The organism is Kitasatospora sp. NPDC092039, from assembly GCF_044756065.1.
In the GTDB taxonomy this organism is placed as follows: Bacteria; Actinomycetota; Actinomycetes; order Streptomycetales; family Streptomycetaceae; genus Kitasatospora.
Window position 1 is genome coordinate 31,942 of sequence record NZ_JBIVSD010000035.1, and the last position, 17,792, is coordinate 49,733.

The following is a 17,792-nucleotide window of genomic DNA, read 5'->3' on the forward strand; positions in this document are numbered from 1 at the left end:
GCGCCCTATCAGAAGCGGAATCGGGGCGGGTAGCCGGTCCAGTGCAGCTCCTCCGGCAGGTGGCCCTGGTCGTTCAGCAGCAGTACGGCCGGCGGCCGGCCGGGCGTGTAACGCAGGACGGTCAGCGCCGCGTTGGCGGCGTTGACGCCGAGCCAGCGCCAGGCCGGGGCGTCCAGCGCGTGCCGGACCAGCCACCCCACCAGGAAGGCGTGGGTGACCACCAGTTCGTGCCGCTCCTCGCCGCCCGGGACCGGCCCGGTGAACCGCTCGACGGCCCGCCGTGCCAGCGCGGCCCCGCTCGCCCGCTCCTGCGCCGTGGTGCCGGCGAGATAGGTCAGCAGGAACTCGGCGCTGTCGTCGGGCAGTTCGTCCCGCGCGGGCACGTACGGAACGAAGTCGCCGGCCTCCTCGCACGGCTCCGGCCGCACGCCGCCCAGCTGCTCCGCGACCAGCCGCGCGGTCTCGGCCGCCCGGGGCAGCGGGCCGTGATGCAGCGCCGAGAACGGGCGGCCGGCCAGCCGCCGGCCCAGCAGGGCCGCCTGGCGGCGGCCGGCGGCGGTGAGCCCGCTGCCGTCGCCTTCGGACGCGGCCTCGCCGTGGCGGGCCAGGTAGAGGTAGCGGGTGGCGCGGTCGGTCATGCTCCGGGACTCCTCACGGTGGACGGAGATCATGTCGTGCCGGAGTGACGTGCCGCGGCCCGCGCCCGGTTCCCGGCCAGCCCCGGCGGCCGCGCCGGGATGGGCCCCGGCGGGCCGGGCCGGGGTCAGCCCCGGTGGGCCTCGTCCAGCAGCGCCAGCTCCTCCGCCGACAGCCGCAGCGCCCCGGCGGCGATGTTGTCCTCCAGGTGCGCCACGTCGCCGGTGCCCGGGATGGCCAGCACGTGCGGGCCGCGCTGCAGCGTCCAGGCCAGCCGCACCTGGGCGGTGCTCACCCCGCGCGCCCCGGCGACCGTCCGGACCTGGGCGGCCTCGGCCTCGCCGGCGCCGCCCTCCCGTCCGGCCCCGGCGATCGCGTAGAAGGGGACGAAGGCGATGCCCTGCTCCCCGCAGATCCGCAGCAGCTCGTCCTGCTCGGCCGAGGCGCCGATGCCGTACGGGTTCTGCACGCAGACCACCGGCGCGATGGTCCGCGCCTCGGCGAGCTGGTGCGGGTGGACGTTGGACAGGCCCAGCTGCCGGATCAGCCCGGCCTCGCGCAACTCGGCCAGCGCGCCGAAGCGTTCGGCGACCGAGTCGGTGCCCAGGACACGCAGGTTCACCAGGTCGAGGTGGTCGCGGCCGAGCTGGCGCAGGTTCTGCTCGACCTGGGCGCGCAGCCGCTCGGGGGTGCGGGCGTGCTCGACCCACTCGCCGTCGGGGCCGCGCCCGGGGCCGACCTTGGTGGCGATCACCAGGTCGTCGGCGTACGGCGCGAGCGCCCGGTTGATCAGCTCGTTGGCGGAGCGCAGCGGGGAGAAGTAGAAGGCGGCGGTGTCGATGTGGTTGACACCCAGTTCGACCGCGCGGCGCAGCACCCGCAGCGCCTGGTCGCGGTCGCGCGGGACGGCGTGCGGGACGAGCGCCGGGCCGGTCTGCGGCAGTCGCATCGTGCCGAAGCCGATCCGGTGGACGGTGCGGTCGCCGAGCTGCCAGGTGCCGGAGGCGGCGGCGGTGGTCGCGGTGGTCGCGGGGGTGGTGATCGAGCCGGCGGTGATCGAGGCGCTGTCGGAAGTCATGCCGATCATGATCGCCAATGCCCTAGCCTGACCGCCAGTGATTCGGGAATGTGCGAATCCACCGGCGGCCGATCAGGGGGAGCATTGCCGACCGAGCTGCTGTTCACGGCGGGCGACCTGGCCCGGATGCGGTTCGCGGTCTCGCCGATGTGGGAGGTCGGTCCGAGCCTGCGCCTGCTGCGTTCGGGCCTCCCGCACGCCGTCCACCGGCCGTGGGCCGAGCAGGTGCGGCCCCGGCTCGCCGCGCTCGGCCCGGCGTACGGGCTGCTCGCGGAACTCGTCCCGCCCACCGGCTACGTGCCCGACTTCATCAACCCCGCCCCGCCCGGGCCCGCGCCGACCCTCGCCGAGGAGCTCGCCGCGATCCGGGCCACCCCGGCCGAGCGGGTCCGGCGCGACCTCGACCGGCTGGCGGAGGAACAGGGCCGGCTCGGGCCCCGGCTGCGGGCCCTGCACGCCGATCCACGGGCGGGACTGCCCCGGCTGACCGGGGCGATCGGGACGTACTGGGAACTGGCGCTGGCACCGTACTGGGCGCGGATCCGCGCCGTCCTGGACGCCGAGGTGCTGCGCCGGGCCCGGCAGGCCGCCGAGTACGGCGCCGCGCGGGTGCTGAACGACCTGCACGCGGAGCTGTGCTGGTCGGAGGACACCCTCCGGCTGCTCCACCGGGCCCGCCCGCTGCCCGGCCGGAAGGCCGGAGCGGGCCTGCTGCTGATCCCGTCGGCCTTCACCGGCCCGGGCCTGTTCACCCGGCTCACCCCGGCGGACCCGCCGCAGGTCGCCTACCCGGCACGCGGGACCGGCGGCCTGTGGGAGACGGCCCGGACCCCGGGCGCGGAGGCGCTCGCCGCGGTGCTCGGCCGCTCCCGCGCCCTGCTGCTGGCGGAGCTCGCCGACCCGGCGTCGACCACCGAACTCGCCCGGCGCACCGGACTCTCGCCCTCGGCCGTCTCCCAGTACCTGACGGCGCTGCGCGACGCGCACCTGGTGAGCGCCCACCGCGCGGGGCGCTGGGTGCTCTACGCCAGGACGGCCTCGGCAGAGGCGCTGCTGGCGCCGTTCGGGTGAGGATGACCGGAGGGGGATCGGGTGCCCCTTGCCCGACGCGCCGGCGTCCCCCGGGGCCGGAGCCGCCGGACACCCGTGGCGTGCGGGTCCTGACAACCCGTCGGCGCCCCGGCGCCCCGGGTGCCTCCGGTGTCGAGGAGGCCGCCGGACCGCCCTGCGTCCCCGCGCTGCCCGGATCGCCCTCGGCGCCGTCGCACTCGCCGGGGCGCCCGGACGACAGGCCGCCCCGCCTCCGTCGCCCGGCCGCGCCCGGCCGGTGCGCCGCCGACCGTGTACGCGTACCGCGGCGCCTACTCCGCCGCGCCACCCTGGACGCCGATCCCGTCACCACCGCCCGCGCACTCGGCCGGGCGGCCTACCGCCCCTCGGCCGAGCGCCTCCACCGGCCTCGGAGTGGTCCGGGACCCGCACGCCGCTCGGGGCGGCGTGCAAGGTCCGAACGGACGGCCGGCCCTCGCGACGGTGGGCACGGCCGGGATCGTCACCAACCGCCCCGCCGGGCAGGCCGGTTGGACCGCGGCCTGGTCCGCGCCGGGCGCCGCCGGTTAGGCTGCCCGGCGTGGCGGAGGAGCACGCGGCGGACGACCGGGCCGCGGAGGAGTGGGTCCGGAAGCACTTCGGCGTGCTGCCGGAGCCGCAGGGTTCGCTGACCACCTTCGACGGGCGCCTCGTCATCGACCTGGACACCCGGCTGGTCACCGTGGACGGCCGCGAGGTGCGGCTCACCCGCGCCGAGGTCAAGCTGCTGCGCGGCCTGGTCGAGCTGGGTGAGGGCGTGCACGAGCCCCACACGATCATGTGGAAGGTCTTCGACGCCGCGCCCCACCCCCACGAGCTGCGGTACCCGATGACGGTGCTCAGGACGAAGCTCGGCGAACCCTCCTGGATCGTGCGGACCGACGCGGGCTACGGCCTGCGGCCCCCGGAGCTGCCGTAGCCGGCCGGCGACCGCCGTGCGGGAGCAGCCGGACGGCCCGGCCCGGCGGGGTGTCCGCCGGGCCGGGCCGCTGTCGGTGGGTGCGAGGTCGATCCGGACGGGCGTCAGCTGACGTTGACGCCGCTCCAGGCGGCCGCCACCGCGTTGTACTCGGCGCTGCCGGCGCCGTACAGGTCGCGGGCGGCGTTCAGCGAGGCGGTGCGGGCGCCCTTGTAGGTGGTGGTGGAGGTCATGTAGACGGTCAGCGCGCGGTACCAGATCTTGGCGATCTTGTCGTGGCCGACGCCGGCCACCGTGGAGCCGTTGCAGGTCGGGCTGTTGTAGGTGACCCCGTTGATCGTCTTGCTGCCGCTGCCCTCGCTGGCGAGGTAGAACCAGTGGTTGCCGACGCCCGAGGAGTTGTGGACGTCCAGCTTGCCGACCGAGCTGCTCCAGCAGTCCGCCGAGCGGCCGTCCAGCGAGGGCTTGTCGAAGCGGCGCAGCCAGGGCGGGGTGGACTGGTCGCTGAACAGGTAGTCGCCGGTGTCGATGCTGTTGTCGGCGTACCACTCGACCATGGTGCCGAAGATGTCGCTGGTGGCCTCGTTGAGGCCGCCGGACTCGCCGCTGTAGCGCAGGTTGGCGGTGGCGCTGGTGACGCCGTGGGTCATCTCGTGGCCCATGGTGTCCAGGTCCACCTGCTCCGGGTCGGTGGTGCCGTCGCCGTCGCCGGTCATCATGCAGAAGCAGGTGTCGGACCACTGGGCGTTGTCCCAGTTGGTGCCGACGTGGACGAAGACGGTGGCGCCCTTGCCGTCGTTCTTGATGCCGTTGCGGCCGTGGACGTTCTTGTAGTAGTCGTACGTCCAGGCGGTGTTGGCGTGGGCGTCGACGGCGGCGGTGGAGCGGTCGGTGGAGAACTTCCTCCCGTCGCCCCAGACGTTGGTGGTGCTGCTGAACGGGGTGCCGGAGGTGGCCTTGAGCGAGCTCGCGGAGAGGTTGTTGGCGTCCTTGGTGACGTGGCCGCGGACCGGGTCGGTGAGGGTGTAGCCGCCGCCGGTCTTGGCGGTGGTGTCGATGGTGATCTTGCCGGTGTACTCGGAGTTCCCGGTGCCGGTCGCCTGGTGCTCGGCGTCGTAGGACTCGATCTGCTCGCCGGTGGTGGCGTCGGTGACGACCACCTTGCCGGCCGGCTGGCCGTGCTCGCCGGTGCCCTCGACGGTGGTGCGCCAGGCGAGACGGGGCGTGCCGTCGGCGGCCCAGACGACCAGTTCGGGGGTGCTGACGGCGTCCTTGACGCCGGGGGCGGCGGCCAGCGCGCCGGCCGCGCCGGACTGCGCGGTCACCTTGGGGACGGTCGACTTCACGGCGGCGTCGTGGGCGGCCGCGCGGGAGGAGTCCTTGAGCCGGCCCTTGGCGTCCTGGTGGACGACCAGGTCGCCGCCGACCACCGGCAGGCCCTGGTAGGTGCGGTCGAAGCGCACGTGCGAGGCGCCGTCGGCGTCCAGCACGACGTCCTTGAGCACGAGGTCCTGACCGGTGCCGAAGCCGAACACCGCGGCGTTGTGGGCCACGTTGGCGCGGGCCTGGGATATCGCGGCCTCGCGCGGGCCGGTGGCGGCGGAGGCCGTGGCGGCCGGGACGGTGGCGCCGGCGAGGGCGGCGACGACCGCGACGGCCGCGGCCACGCGGGCACGGCGGGAGGAGGACGTGGGGATCACTCTGACTCCAGTGGGGGTAGCTGCAGGGAAAGGAGCTGGTCAGAGATTGACGGCGGTCAGTCAGATGCAGCTAGAGGAAAGGTCATAACTTTGCCAAGTTGTGTCCTTCGATGGTCAAAAGTGACCAGGAATTAACAAGCGGTCTACAGTGCCGTCGTGACGATCGACTACCAGTGGCGCGGACCGCTCACCGACCCCGAACTCGGCGCCCTGCACGCCGACGGCTTCGGCGGGCCCGTGGAACCCGACGGCCGGACCGCCCGGTTGGAGCGGTACAGCCTCGGCTGGGTCACCGCCCGCCGCCCCGCCGACGGCGCCCTGGTCGGCTTCGTCAACCTCGCCTGGGACGGCGGCGTCCACGCCTTCCTGCTCGACACCGTGGTCGCCGCGGACGCCCGGCGGCAGGGCGTCGCCACCCGGCTGGTCGCCGAGGCCGCCGAGGGCGCCCGCGCGGCCGGCTGCGCCTGGCTGCACGTCGACTTCGAGCCGCACCTGCGGCCCTTCTACCTCGACGCCTGCGGCCTGCGGCCCACCGACGCGGGGCTGTTGGCGCTCTGACCCGCACCACCCACCGACCGGACCGGGCCCGCCGCCGACCGGACCGGGGCCTGTCGGCGGCGTGGCCCACCCCCTAGGCTTCCGCCCCATGGACGGATGGGTGGGGGCCTGGACCGGCGGCCGGGCGGCGGTCCACGTGGGCGACGTGGCGGACTTCGACGCCCAGTTCCTCGCCCCCGGCACGGACCGGGCGCGGCGCCTGAGACGGCTGCGGCAGGCCCACCACTACGCCTGCCTGGCCGTCGGCTACAGCCCCGAACCGGCCGTGCTGGTGCTGCCCGCCGAGGTCGCCCCGGAGTGGACCGACTGGCTGGCCCGGGAGTTGGCCTGGGGCCCGGTCGAGGTGCACGCCGGCGTGGCCCCGGACCGGACGCTGGCCGAGGCCCTCGCCGACCGCCCGGCGCTGGCGGCGCGGATCGCCGACTCCGACCGCCCGGTGGTGGGTTGGGGCCGGACGGCCGCGCAGGGCGAGGGGCCCGAGCTCGCCGCCGTCCGCCGCTTCGAGTCCAAGGCCGCCTCCCACGACCTGTTCGCCGCCCTCGCCCCCGAACACCCCGGCATCCGCCTGCCGCACCAGGAGCGCCCGGACGGCCGGCGCCGGACCGCCCGCCGGCTGACCGCCCGCGCCGTGCGCGGGCTGACCACGGTGCTGAAGAGCCCGTACGGCGTCGGCGGCCACGGCACGGTCGTGGTGGAGCCCGCCGACCTGTTCGCCGCGGGCGGCGGCGGGGCCCTGCTGCGGCGGCTGGTCCGGACCGGAGACCTGCCGTCCGACGGCCTGCTGCTGCTGGAGGAGTACGTGGACCCGGGCCCGGCCGCCCGGCTGCGCGACCTCACCTACGACGCCCTGGTCGGCCCGGACGGCACCGTCCACCCGGTCGGCGCCGGCGCCATGGACGTGGCCGGTACCCGCTACCGGGGCGTCACCGTCGGCCCCGGGGCGGTGCCGCGGGGCGCCGCCGCCACCGCCCGCCGGTTCACCCTGGCGGTGGGGGAGCGGCTGGCCGCCGAGGGCTACCGCGGCTGGTACGACGTCGACTTCGTCACCGACCGGGAGCGCCGGCTCGCCCCCACCGAGATCAACCTGCGGCTCACCGGCCCGGCCGTCGCCCTGATGCTGCGCGCCCGTCTGGACCGGGTGCGCGGCCCGGGCCACCTGGTGCGCACCCTGGACGCGATGCCGCTCGGCGCCCGGCTCGGCCAGGGCGCGCTGCACGACCACCTGGAACGGCTGCGGCCGCGCTGCGCCCGGCTCGGGGTCACCCTGCTCCCGCTGATCCCGACCGCCGGCCGCGAGCCCGAGCCCACCGTCGGCCTGGCCCTCGCCGGTCCGGACACCGAGGCGCTGGACGCCGCCGAGGCCCTGGTCGCGGCGGCCCACCACGCGCTGGCCGGGATCTTCGAGGCACTCCGCTGACCGACCGTCACCTGCCTTTGCGCGTACGGGTCTTGCGCAACAGGAAGACCACCAGGACGACCGCCGCCAGCATCAACGGGACGTTGAAGGCGAACACCATGGCCGTCTGGCGCGGCCAGTCCGTCGCCGCTGTGAGCCGGTAGAGGTTGTCCTGCGGCCACCAGGAGACCAGCAGCCAGCCCACGGAGAGGTGGGCGAGCAGCGACAGCCCGAACGACCGGCCCTGGCGCAGCACCGCCGGGAAGCCGAGCACCAGGAAGGCCACCCCGGCGCCGAAGGCCAGGTTCTCGCACAGGTAGAGCAGCCGGAAGCCGGCCCGGTAGCCGGGCGGCACGCCGCCGAGATCGGTCGCGCCGGGGAAGAACACGTCGGTGGTCAGCCAGGCGAACAGCGCCCCGATCGCCACCAGCAGGGCCGCCGCGCAGCCCAGGGACTCGTCCGCCCCGCCGCCCGCGCCCCCGGCCTTGCCGCCGCTACGGCGCTGACCGCCCTTCGCCCCCGCAGACCCGCCCGGACGCGGGGCGGTGTGTCCCGGCGGGGCGGGCAGCGGCAGCGCCGCGCGGTCCAGCTTGCCCGCCCGGGTGCGCGGCAGTTCGGGCACCGGGACGACGGCGGCGGGCACCGACCGGCCCTGGAGCCGCCTCCCCAGGTACTGGGAGAGCGACCAGCCGTCCGTCCCGTCCCAGCCCGGCTCGGTCACCGCGTAGCCGACCAGCTGCCGCTTGCCCGGTCGGGGCTCCACCTGGACGACGGCCGCCTCCCGGACCCCCGGGTGGCCGCGCAGCACGCCCTCGGCCCGCGCCGCCGCCCGGACCAGCGGGAGCACCGTGCCGACCGGCCGGGGGCCGAGCGGCCCGACCACCGTCGCCGCCCGGGCGGTGAACTCCAGGACGCCGTCGTCCCGCAGCCGCCCGACGTCGCCAGTCAGCAGCACCCGCCCGTCCGGGTCGAAGTCCGCCCGGACGAAGCCGCGGGCGGTGTCCGCGGGCCGGTTCAGGTAGCCGCGGGCCAGGCCGGCGCCGCCGATCGCGATCTCGCCGAACCGTCCGCGCGGCAGCGGCGTGCCCTCCGGCCCCAGCACGTACACCCGGGTGCCGGGGAAGGGCCGGCCGACCAGCGAGACCCGCTCGGCGCCGTCGGCGGCGGCCGTGCCCCGGGCGTCGAACCAGGTGCTGTCCACGGTGGCCTCGGCCAGGCCGTAGACGTTCAGCACCCTGGTCCGCTCGCCGAGCAGCCGCTGCAGGCCCGACTGCTCGTCCAGGTACCACTTCTCGGCGCCGACGGTGAGCAGCCGCACCCCGGGCAGCCCGTCGCCGGTCCGCGCCAGCAGCGCGGTCAGCCGGCGCGCGGTGCGGACGTTCAGCTCCAGGACGGTGATCCGCTCGGCGGCGACCAGGGCGGGCAGCGCGCCGAGGTCGGCGGCACGGTCCAGGGCGAGGTTGAACGGGGTGACGACCAGGGTGGCGCCGGTGCCGAGGGCGCGGACCCAGTCGGCGGTGAAGACGTCGAACTCCAGGCTCGCGGTCTGCAGGATCCGGTCCTCGGCGGTGAGCCCGTACACCTCGCGCCAGCCCTCGTACGCGGCCAGCAGGTTGCGGTGCTCGATCAGCGCGCCGAGGGGCAGGCCGGTGGAGCCGGAGGTGTAGAGGACGCAGGCGAGGTCCGCGGAGGAGGTCTCGGGCGGCTCGAACGGGGCCGTCGCGGGGGCGGCCGCGTCGACGCAGACCAGCCGTGCCCCGCCGGCGTCCGCCAGCCGGCCGCGGTGGCGCTTCTCGGTCACCACCACGTCCGGCGCGGCGTCCGCCAGCACGTGCCGCAGCAGCGCGTCCGGCGCGGTCGGCTCCAGCGGTACGAACGCCGCGCCCGCCTTCAGCACGGCCAGCAGCGCCACGTACACCTCGGTGCCCCGGCCCAGGGCGACCACCGCGCGGCCGCCCGGGGCCAGGCCCCGCTCCGTCAGCACGGCGGCCAGCCGCCCGGCCCGCTCGTCCAGTTCCCGGTAACTCAGCTCCCGCTCGCCGCAGCGCACGGCCACCGCCTCCGGCGCCCGGCGGGCCCGCAGTTCGACCAGTGCGTGCAGGGTGTCGGCCCGCTCCTCGGTCATCGTCGTCTCCCCCTGTTCCCCTCGGAGGCACGATCCTCCTACCAACTCCCGCCGGGCAACAGGGTTCTGGCGCGTCCACCCCTCGGACGCCCGGGCCCGCCCCCGGGCGACGGTTGTACTCTGCACGCGGACGGGCGGCGCCGGCCCGCCCGCCCCGCCCTGCGTGCGGCGCCCCGCCCGCACACCCCGTCCGACGCCGCGATCGGAGCCCCATGCACTCATCCGCCCCCGACGCCGCCGGGCCGCTGCTGCGGACCCGGGACGTCGACGTCGTGCGCGACGGCCGCCACCTGCTGCGCGGGATCACCCTGGAGATCCGGCCCGGCGAGCACTGGGCGCTGCTCGGCCCCAACGGCGCGGGCAAGTCCACCCTGCTCGCGCTGCTCGGCGCGGTCTCCCACCCGACCCGGGGCGAGGTGGACGTGCTCGGCCGCCGGCTCGGCCGGGTGGACGTCCGGGAACTGCGCGCCCACCTCGGGCACGTCAACCCGCGCCACCCGCTGCGCTCGCCGCTGACGGTGCGCGAGGTGGTGCTCACCGGGCACACCAACACCATCGAGCCGGAGTTCCACCGCAAGCCGGCCCTGGAGGCCCTGGAGCGGGCCGAGCTGCTGATCGACACCCTCGGCATGCGCGCGATGGCCGAAGCCGCCTGGACCACGCTGTCCCAGGGCGAGCGCGGCCGGGCCCTGATCGCCCGCGCGCTGATGCCCAGCCCCCGGCTGCTGCTGCTCGACGAGCCCGCCACCGGCCTCGACCTGACCGCCCGCGAACTGCTGCTGGACAGCCTGGACCTGCTGCGCCACCAGCACCCGGAACTGGCCAGCGTGCTGGTCACCCACCACCTGGAGGAGCTGCCGGAGAGCACCACCCACGCCCTGCTGCTGCGCGGCGGCGAGTGCGTCGCGGCCGGGCCGGTGGCGGAGGTGATGACCACGGAGCTGATCAGCGAGACCTTCGGCCACCCGATCCGGATCAGCCGGCAGGAGGGCCGCTGGACGGCCCGGGCGGCCGCCCGCCGTACACCGGGAAGGTAACGGTTCCGGGGGTGGGTATGGACTGAAAATCGTCTGTACGTAAGGTATGCCTTAGCTAATGATGGTCGGCCGGCCCGCCAGCCGACCGCACTGCCTCGGCACCCCCATGCCCTTTTCCGTTGGAGCCCCCATGTCCGCCCGTCGCCGTTCCACCGCAGCAGCGCTGCTCACCCTCGCCGTGGCGACCGCAACCCTGGCCGGCTGCTCGTCCAAGAAGGACGACAAGGCCGCCTCCGACGCGGTCAAGGTGAACGCGACCGACACCGCCTGCGAGGTCTCCCGGACCAGCTTCCCGGCCGGCCACGTCGTGCTGGACATCAGCAACAAGGGCTCCAAGACCACCGAGGTCTACGTCTACGGCGAGGGCGACAAGATCGTCACCGAGCGGGAGAACATCGGCCCCGGCACCAAGGCCAGCATCAACGCCGAGATCAAGGCCGGCTCGTACGAGATCGCCTGCAAGCCCGGCATGGTCGGCGACGGCATCCGCCAGAAGATCACCGTCACCGGCGCGGGCGGCAGCGCCGCGCCGACCGACCCGCGCCTGGCCGCCGCCGTCGACTCCTACCGCAAGTACGCCCAGGAGCAGGCCGACGCCACCATCCCGGCCGTCGAGGCCTTCGCCGCCGCGATCAAGTCGGGCGACGTGGAGAAGGCCAAGTCGCTGTACGCGCCCTCGCGCACCGGCTGGGAGCGCACCGAGCCGGTCGCCGAGAGCTTCGGCGACGTCGACCCGAAGACCGACACCCGCGAGGACAAGCTGGAGCAGGGCCAGGAGTGGACCGGCTGGCACAAGCTGGAGAAGTCGCTCTGGGCCGACGCGAAGATCGGCGACGACGAGAAGAAGCTCGCCGACCAGCTGGTCGCCGACCTCAAGGACTGGCAGAAGAAGATCCCCGAGGCGGAGATCACCGCGACCAGCATGGCCAACGGCGCCAAGGAGCTGCTGGACGAGGTCGCCACCAACAAGATCACCGGCGAGGAGGACCGCTACAGCCACACCGACCTGGCCGACTTCCAGGCCAACGTCGAGGGCGCGCAGAAGGCCTACGAGCTGCTGAAGCCGGTCGCCTCCGAGAAGGACGCGGAGCTGGCGAAGACGCTGGACTCCGAGTTCACCGCCATCAACACCCTGCTGGCCAAGTACAAGCAGGCCGACGGCTCCTTCACCTCCTACGACAAGGTCACCGAGGCCGAGCGCAAGACCTTCTCCGACGCGGTCAACTCGCTGGGCGAGCCGCTGTCGAAGCTGGCCGCCGCCGTGGTCGTCAAGTAACGGCGGCACCCACCCGCAGCACCACCCCCACCGACGCCGTGGCGGCCCGCGATCCGGCCGCCACGGCCTCCGTGGGTCAGCGCAGAAGACCGGCACAGTAGAAGGGCCCGCCCGCCGATGGACACGGAGCACGAGCAGCAGAACGGGACGCCGTCCACCCCGGACGCCACCGAGAGCGGGGGCGCGGTCAGCCGGCGCGCCGTCATCGGCTGGGCCGGGGCGGGCGTCGCGCTCGGCGCCGCCGCCGTCGGCTCGGTCGCCGTGGCGACCCGCCGGGACGACGCCGTTCCGGTGGCCGCGCCGGTCGGCGCCGAGGTGCCGTTCTACGGGGAGCACCAGGCGGGCATCTCCACCCCGGTCCAGGACCGGCTGCACTTCGCCGCCTTCGACGTCTCCGAGAAGGCCACCCGGGACTCCCTGGTCAAGATGCTCAAGGAGTGGACCAAGGCGGCCGCCGCGATGACCGGCGGGCGCGAGGTCGGCACCGGGGCGGTGCCCGACTCGGCGGAGGCGCCGCCGGACGACACCGGCGAGGCCCTCGGCCTGCCCGCCTCCCGGCTCACCCTGACCATCGGCTTCGGGCCGAGCCTGTTCGAGAAGGACGGCGTGGACCGCTTCGGCCTCCTGGCCAAGCGCCCCGAGGCCCTGATCGACCTGCCGAACTTCAAGGGCGACAAGCTCGACCCGACCCGCAGCGGCGGCGACCTCTGCGTCCAGGCCTGCGCGGACGACCCGCAGGTCGCCGTGCACGCGATCCGCAACCTGGCCCGGATCGGCATGGGCACCGTCAACATCCGCTGGTCGCAGCTCGGCTTCGGCAAGACCTCCTCGACCACCCCGGACGCGCAGACCCCGCGCAACCTGATGGGGTTCAAGGACGGCACCCACAACATCGCGGGCACCGACACCGCGAAGCTGGCCGACCACGTCTGGGCCGCCCCCGGCGACGGCCCGGAGTGGATGACCGGCGGCTCCTACCTGGTCGCCCGGCGGATCCGGATGCACATCGAGACCTGGGACCGCACCGGGCTCAAGGAGCAGGAGGACGTCTTCGGCCGCACCAAGGGCGAGGGCGCGCCGTACGGCAGGGCCAAGGAGCACGACGCGCCGGACCTCAAGGCGATGCCCGCGGACTCGCACGTCGCGCTCGCCCACCCGGACGCCAACAACGGCCTGATGATCCTGCGCCGCGGCTTCTCCTTCACCGACGGCACCGACGGCCTCGGCCGCCTGGACGCGGGGCTGTTCTTCCTCGCCTACCAGCGCGACACCCGCAAGGCCTTCGTCCCGCTGCAGAACCGCCTGGCGGCGAGCGACAAGCTCAACGAGTACATCCAGCACGTCGGTTCCGCCCACTTCGCCTGCCCCGCGGGCGTGCGCAAGCCGGGGGAGTGGTGGGGCCAGGCCCTCTTCGGCTGATCCCCGCCCGACCCCCTCGTACCACCTCGACACCCCGGGAGCCCGCGTGTTCGGCAACTACCTGATCGGCCTGCGCGAAGGCCTCGAAGCCAGCCTGGTCGTCTGCATCCTGATCGCCTACCTGGTCAAGACCGACCGCAAGGACAAGCTGCCGCCGGTGTGGATCGGCGTCGCCTCGGCCGTGGCGCTCTCCATGGCCTTCGGCGCGGTGCTCCAGTTCGGCTCCTCGCAGCTCACCTTCGAGGCCCAGGAGGCGCTCGGCGGCACCCTGTCGATCGTCTCGGTCGGCCTGGTGACCTGGATGGTGTTCTGGATGCGCCGCACCGCCCGGCACCTGAAGACCGAGCTGCACGGCAAGCTGGACGCGGCGCTCGCGATGGGCACCACGGCCCTGGTGGTCACCTCCTTCCTGGCCGTCGGCCGCGAGGGCCTGGAGACCGCGCTGTTCATCTGGTCGGCCGTGCAGGCCACCGACGACGGCTGGAACCCGCTGGTCGGCGCCGCGCTCGGCCTGCTCACCTCGGTGGTGCTCGGCTGGCTGTTCTACCGGGGCGCGCTGAAGATCAACCTGGCCAAGTTCTTCACCTGGACCGGCGCGATGCTGGTCGTGGTCGCGGCCGGGGTGCTCGCCTACGGGGTGCACGACCTCCAGGAGGCCGGCTGGCTGCCCGGTCTGCACAGCCTGGCCTTCGACATCTCCGGCGCGGTTCCCAAGGACAGCTGGTACGGCACCCTGCTGAAGGGCGTGTTCAACTTCCAGCCGGACCCGACGGTGCTGCAGCTGGCGGTCTGGCTGGCCTACCTGCTGCCCACGCTGGCAGTGTTCTTCAACCTCTTCGGCGGCGGCCGGGCGAAGCCCGCCCCGCGGGTGGCCGCCAAGTCGGCCTCCTGACACCGCGGTTCGACCCCTCACCGCCCCGCCCGGCAGCCGCCGGGCGGGGCGGTTTCGTCGAGGCGGCGCCCATTGCCGCCAGTTCCGGCCAGCCCCGGCCGAAACAAGTCAGGAAAGCGACGAAAACGGTCAGCTCTGACAATCTGCAGCCCCAGTGGAACCGTTCCGCCACGGCCTTCGTACTAAGGGTGACAGCTCCATGCCATTACCCACCCATGGGGGGATCATGACCGTTCGCAGGCCTGCCAGGTTAGTCGCCGCCGGTGTCGCCGCCCTCGCGGCGACGGTTCTGCTCACCGCGTGCGACGACGTGAAGTACACGGACGACAAGCCGGGCGACCCGAAGGCGAGCGCCGCCGGGGCCACCGTCCCCGGTGACCCGATGGCCGGCCAGGCGGCCGGTTCGCGGTGCAAGAGCGACGAGGTCACCGCCACCGTGCAGATCAAGGGCGCGGGCTCGGCCATGCTGACGATCAAGAACAAGAGCGACCACAACTGCACCCTGTACGGTTACCCGGGCTTCGGCGGGCTGAAGGCCGACAACAGTGCGGACGCGCTGTCGGCCAACCGCGAGGCGCACCCCGGGCCGGCGGTGCTGACCACCCTGAAGCCCAACAAGTCCGGGTACGCGGGCCTCAAGTGGACGGCCTGCGACAAGGCGGACGCCGGCTGCCACGTGCTCACCGGCCTCCAGGTCACCCTGCCGGACGAGACCGCGCCGGTCACCGCCGAGGTGCTCGGCACCGACGGCAAGCCGGCCGGCCAGCTGCTGGTCTCGGCCGCCGGGCTGACCACCGGCACCCTGCAGCCGAACAACGAGAAGGTCCTGTTCAACTGACGCCGCCCGGCTGACGCCGTTCGACGACGCCTTGCGACCCACGACGCGCCGGAGCCCCCGGGGCGGTTCCTCGAAACCGCCCCGGGGGCTCCCGGCTCCGTCCTCCCGGACCGTTACTGGCTCTTGATCGAGTCCAGGACGTCCAGCTTCGCCGCCCGGTGGGCCGGCCAGAGAGCGGCCAGCAGACCGATCACGGCGGCCGCGAGCAGGAAGCCGGCGATCTGCACCGGCGGCACCACGGTGGTGACGTCCTTCAGACTGTCCGCCAGCGTGCGCACGCCCGCCCAGGCGACCAGGACGCCGAGGCCGACGCCCACCAGCCCGCCGAACAGCGCGATCAGCAGCGACTCCAGCCGGACCATCCGACGGATGCCGAGCCGGTCCAGGCCGATCGCCCGCAGCATGCCGATCTCCCGGCGGCGCTCGAACACCGACATCGCCATGGTGTTGACCACGCCGAGCACCGCGATGACCACGGACATGCCGAGCAGCCCGTACATCATGTTCAGGATCCCGGTGACCATCTTGCGGTTCTCCGCCTTGATCTCCTTCTCGCCCTTGACCGCGATCAGCGGGTTGCCGCCGGACGCGTCGCGCAGCGCCTGCTTCAGCTCGGGGGTGGCGCCGTTCGTGCCCTTGACCAGGATCTTCTCCAGCCCGGAGCCGGGCTTGGCGTGCGGGCCGACCACGGCCTCCGGGGCGACGATCGAGGCCAGCGCGGTATTGGCCTCCAGGATGCCGCCGACGGTCAGCGAGCCCTCGACGCCGTCCGGGTAGGTGACGGCGAGGGTGTCGCCGACCTTGTACCCGGCCTGCTCGGCGCGGCCCGAACTGACCAGGAGCCTGCCCTGCCGGAGGGCGTCCGGGGAGCCCTCGGTGACCTTGACGGTGGCCACCTGGTCGATGGTCGCGGCGTCCACCGCGGTGATCCACTCGCTGTCGTCCCCGTTCGGCCCGGTCCGGACGGACATGCTGCGTTCGGCGCTCACCACGCCGACGCCGGGCGCCTTGGCGATCTGGGTGGCGATCTCGGGGGAGAGCGAGGAGAAGTTCTGCATCGCGACCGTGTAGTCGGCCTTGAGGTCGGTCGCGGCGGCCTTGTCCACCGCCTCGTTCACCGAGGCGCCGATCACGGTCAGCGAGGTGATCAGGGTGACCCCGACGGTCAGCGCCGAGGCCGTGGCGGCGGTGCGGCGCGGGTTGCGGATCGCGTTCTCCTCGGCCAGCTTGCCCGGGGCGCCGTACAGGGTGCGCAGCAGCGGGGCGATCAGGGTGATCAGCGGCCGGGACAGCAGCGGGGTCAGCACGAACACGCCGATCAGCAGCGCGCCGGCGCCGACGCCGACCAGCTTGACCTCCTTGCCGCCCACGCCGGCCGCCAGCGCGGCGAGGCCGGCCAGGGAGAACAGCAGGCCGATGGTGTTGCGGACCAGCAGGCCCTTCTGGGTGGCGGGCTGCTCGGCCGAGCTCATCGCGGCCACCGGGGCGATCCGGGAGGCCCGGCGGGCGGGCAGCCAGGCGGCCAGTACCGTGACCAGCACGCCGACCGCGAGCGCGGCGACCACCGTGCCCGGCGCGACGATCAGCGGGCCGTCCGGCAGGTTCGCGTCCATCGGGCCGTTGAGCAGCGACTTGAGCCCGACGGCGATGCCGATGCCCGCCAGCAGGCCGGTCACCGACGCGGTCAGGCCGACCAGCAGCGCCTCGACCAGCACCGAGCGGGTGATCTGGCGGCGGGTGGCGCCGACGGCGCGCAGCAGGGCCAGCTCCTTGGTGCGCTGGGCGACCAGCATGGTGAAGGTGTTGGCGATGATGAAGACGCCGACGAACAGCGCGATGCCGGCGAAGGCCATCAGGAAGGTGGTCAGGAAGGTGGTGCCCTTCCTGATCATCTCGTCCTGCTCGTCGGCGAGTTCGCGGCCGGTCCTGGCCTCGATGGAGTCGCCCTGCGGGACGGCCTGCTTGACGGCGGTGAGCAGCGCGGCGTCGTCGGTGCCCGGCCGGGCCCTGACGTCCAGCTCGGCGAAGCGGCCCGGGCTCAGGTAGAGCCGCTGCGCGGTGGCGGTGTCGAAGGCGGCCAGCGAGCCGCCGGCCACCACGCGCGGGTCGTTGGTGTGCACGGTGCCGGTGAGCTTCAGCTGCATCACCGGGCCGTTGACGGCGACCCGGACGGTGTCGCCGACCTGGTAGCCGCCCTTGGCGGCGGTCCTTGCGTCCAGCGCGATCTCGGTGGCGTCCTTCGGGCCGCGGCCCTCGACCAACGGGTAGCGCGGGTCGGTGCCGTCGGCACCCGGCACGTAGTTGGTGCCGGTGGTGGAGAAGCCGTTGCCGATCAGCGCGCCCTTCCGGTCGGCGATGCCGGCGAAGCCGCTGACCACGCCGCGGACCTCGGCGGCGCCGGGCAGCGCGGCGACCTTGGCACGGGTCTCCTCGGTGAGGGTCGGGCTGTCGACGGCCCGGTCTCCGTGGTCGTAGCCGAAGCCGGCGGCCTCGCGGTCGCTGACCGTCACGGCGATGTCGGTGTAGCTCTTGGAGTTCTGGGTCCGGAGCGCGTTGCCGACGGTGTCGGAGAAGACCAGCGTGCCGGCCACGAAGGCGGTGCCGAGCATGACGGCCAGTACCGTCATCAGCAGTCGGGCCTTGTGGGCGAGCACATTGCGCAGTGCGGTGCGGAACATGGGGGAGCGTCAGTCCTGGGGTACTCGGGGACGGGTGGCGTTTCGGGGCCGGGTCCTCAGCTGGTGCGGCCCTTGGCGTCGAAGCGGCGCATGCGGTCCAGGACGGTGTCGGCGGTGGGGTTGTGGAGTTCGTCGACGATGCGGCCGTCGG

At 74.2% G+C, this 17,792-nt stretch carries 14 protein-coding genes and 1 pseudogene; 9 read left to right on the forward strand and 6 right to left on the reverse strand.

Annotated features, from left to right (window positions below; all coding sequences use genetic code 11):
* Positions 1–8 precede the first annotated feature (8 nt).
* Both ACIQI7_RS37690 and ACIQI7_RS37695 read right to left on the reverse strand, forming a co-directional pair.
* Positions 9–638 carry a histidine phosphatase family protein gene (locus ACIQI7_RS37690; protein WP_401119033.1) on the reverse strand — a complete coding sequence of 210 codons (630 nt, stop codon included), beginning with the start codon at positions 636–638 and terminating at the stop codon, positions 9–11.
* 125 nt (positions 639–763) lie between these two features.
* Positions 764–1,714, reverse strand: a complete 951-nt coding sequence (locus ACIQI7_RS37695) for an oxidoreductase (protein WP_401119036.1) — start codon at positions 1,712–1,714, stop codon at positions 764–766.
* A gap of 84 nt (positions 1,715–1,798) precedes the next feature.
* Here ACIQI7_RS37695 and ACIQI7_RS37700 point away from each other — a divergent pair, with 84 nt between their 5' ends.
* Both ACIQI7_RS37700 and ACIQI7_RS37705 read left to right on the forward strand, forming a co-directional pair.
* Positions 1,799–2,785, forward strand: coding sequence for an ArsR family transcriptional regulator (locus tag ACIQI7_RS37700; RefSeq protein WP_401119038.1), 987 nt, complete (start codon positions 1,799–1,801; stop codon positions 2,783–2,785).
* Between the two features lie 559 nt (positions 2,786–3,344).
* Positions 3,345–3,722: a hypothetical protein gene (locus ACIQI7_RS37705; protein ID WP_401119041.1), complete on the forward strand. Its 378-nt coding sequence runs from the start codon at positions 3,345–3,347 to the stop codon at positions 3,720–3,722.
* A 104-nt stretch (positions 3,723–3,826) separates the two neighbouring features.
* Here the strand turns inward: ACIQI7_RS37705 and ACIQI7_RS37710 are convergent, their stop codons facing one another.
* Positions 3,827–5,422 (reverse strand): M4 family metallopeptidase, encoded by a 1,596-nt coding sequence (locus ACIQI7_RS37710; RefSeq protein WP_401119043.1) that lies wholly within the window; start codon positions 5,420–5,422, stop codon positions 3,827–3,829.
* A 156-nt stretch (positions 5,423–5,578) separates the two neighbouring features.
* Between ACIQI7_RS37710 and ACIQI7_RS37715 the strand changes: the two genes are divergently transcribed.
* Positions 5,579–5,980: a GNAT family N-acetyltransferase gene (locus ACIQI7_RS37715; RefSeq protein ID WP_401119046.1), complete on the forward strand. Its 402-nt coding sequence runs from the start codon at positions 5,579–5,581 to the stop codon at positions 5,978–5,980.
* 88 nt (positions 5,981–6,068) lie between these two features.
* Positions 6,069–7,397: a hypothetical protein gene (locus ACIQI7_RS37720; protein ID WP_401119048.1), complete on the forward strand. Its 1,329-nt coding sequence runs from the start codon at positions 6,069–6,071 to the stop codon at positions 7,395–7,397.
* Between the two features lie 7 nt (positions 7,398–7,404).
* Here ACIQI7_RS37720 and ACIQI7_RS37725 read toward each other — a convergent pair whose 3' ends face one another.
* Entirely contained in the window at positions 7,405–9,501 is a 2,097-nt protein-coding gene (locus tag ACIQI7_RS37725; protein ID WP_401119051.1) for an amino acid adenylation domain-containing protein, read from the reverse strand.
* A 212-nt stretch (positions 9,502–9,713) separates the two neighbouring features.
* Between ACIQI7_RS37725 and ACIQI7_RS37730 the strand changes: the two genes are divergently transcribed.
* From ACIQI7_RS37730 to ACIQI7_RS37750, 5 genes are all read left to right on the forward strand, one after another.
* A complete protein-coding gene (locus ACIQI7_RS37730; RefSeq protein ID WP_401119053.1) occupies positions 9,714–10,538 on the forward strand; it encodes an ABC transporter ATP-binding protein in 825 nt (274 codons plus the stop codon).
* Positions 10,539–10,668: 130 nt separating this feature from the next.
* Entirely contained in the window at positions 10,669–11,814 is a 1,146-nt protein-coding gene (gene efeO, locus ACIQI7_RS37735; RefSeq protein ID WP_401119056.1) for an iron uptake system protein EfeO, read from the forward strand.
* 117 nt (positions 11,815–11,931) lie between these two features.
* Positions 11,932–13,233, forward strand: a complete 1,302-nt coding sequence (gene efeB / locus ACIQI7_RS37740) for an iron uptake transporter deferrochelatase/peroxidase subunit (protein ID WP_401119059.1) — start codon at positions 11,932–11,934, stop codon at positions 13,231–13,233.
* 46 nt (positions 13,234–13,279) lie between these two features.
* Positions 13,280–14,125 carry an iron uptake transporter permease EfeU gene (efeU, locus tag ACIQI7_RS37745; protein WP_401119061.1) on the forward strand — a complete coding sequence of 282 codons (846 nt, stop codon included), beginning with the start codon at positions 13,280–13,282 and terminating at the stop codon, positions 14,123–14,125.
* Between the two features lie 226 nt (positions 14,126–14,351).
* Positions 14,352–14,963, forward strand: a complete 612-nt coding sequence (locus ACIQI7_RS37750; RefSeq protein ID WP_387755022.1) for a DUF4232 domain-containing protein — start codon at positions 14,352–14,354, stop codon at positions 14,961–14,963.
* A 113-nt stretch (positions 14,964–15,076) separates the two neighbouring features.
* Here the strand turns inward: ACIQI7_RS37750 and ACIQI7_RS37755 are convergent, their stop codons facing one another.
* Positions 15,077–17,641 (reverse strand): ABC transporter permease, encoded by a 2,565-nt coding sequence (locus tag ACIQI7_RS37755; protein WP_401119065.1) that lies wholly within the window; start codon positions 17,639–17,641, stop codon positions 15,077–15,079.
* Between the two features lie 56 nt (positions 17,642–17,697).
* Positions 17,698–17,792: pseudogene (locus ACIQI7_RS37760) on the reverse strand (ABC transporter ATP-binding protein); the annotation flags it as partial.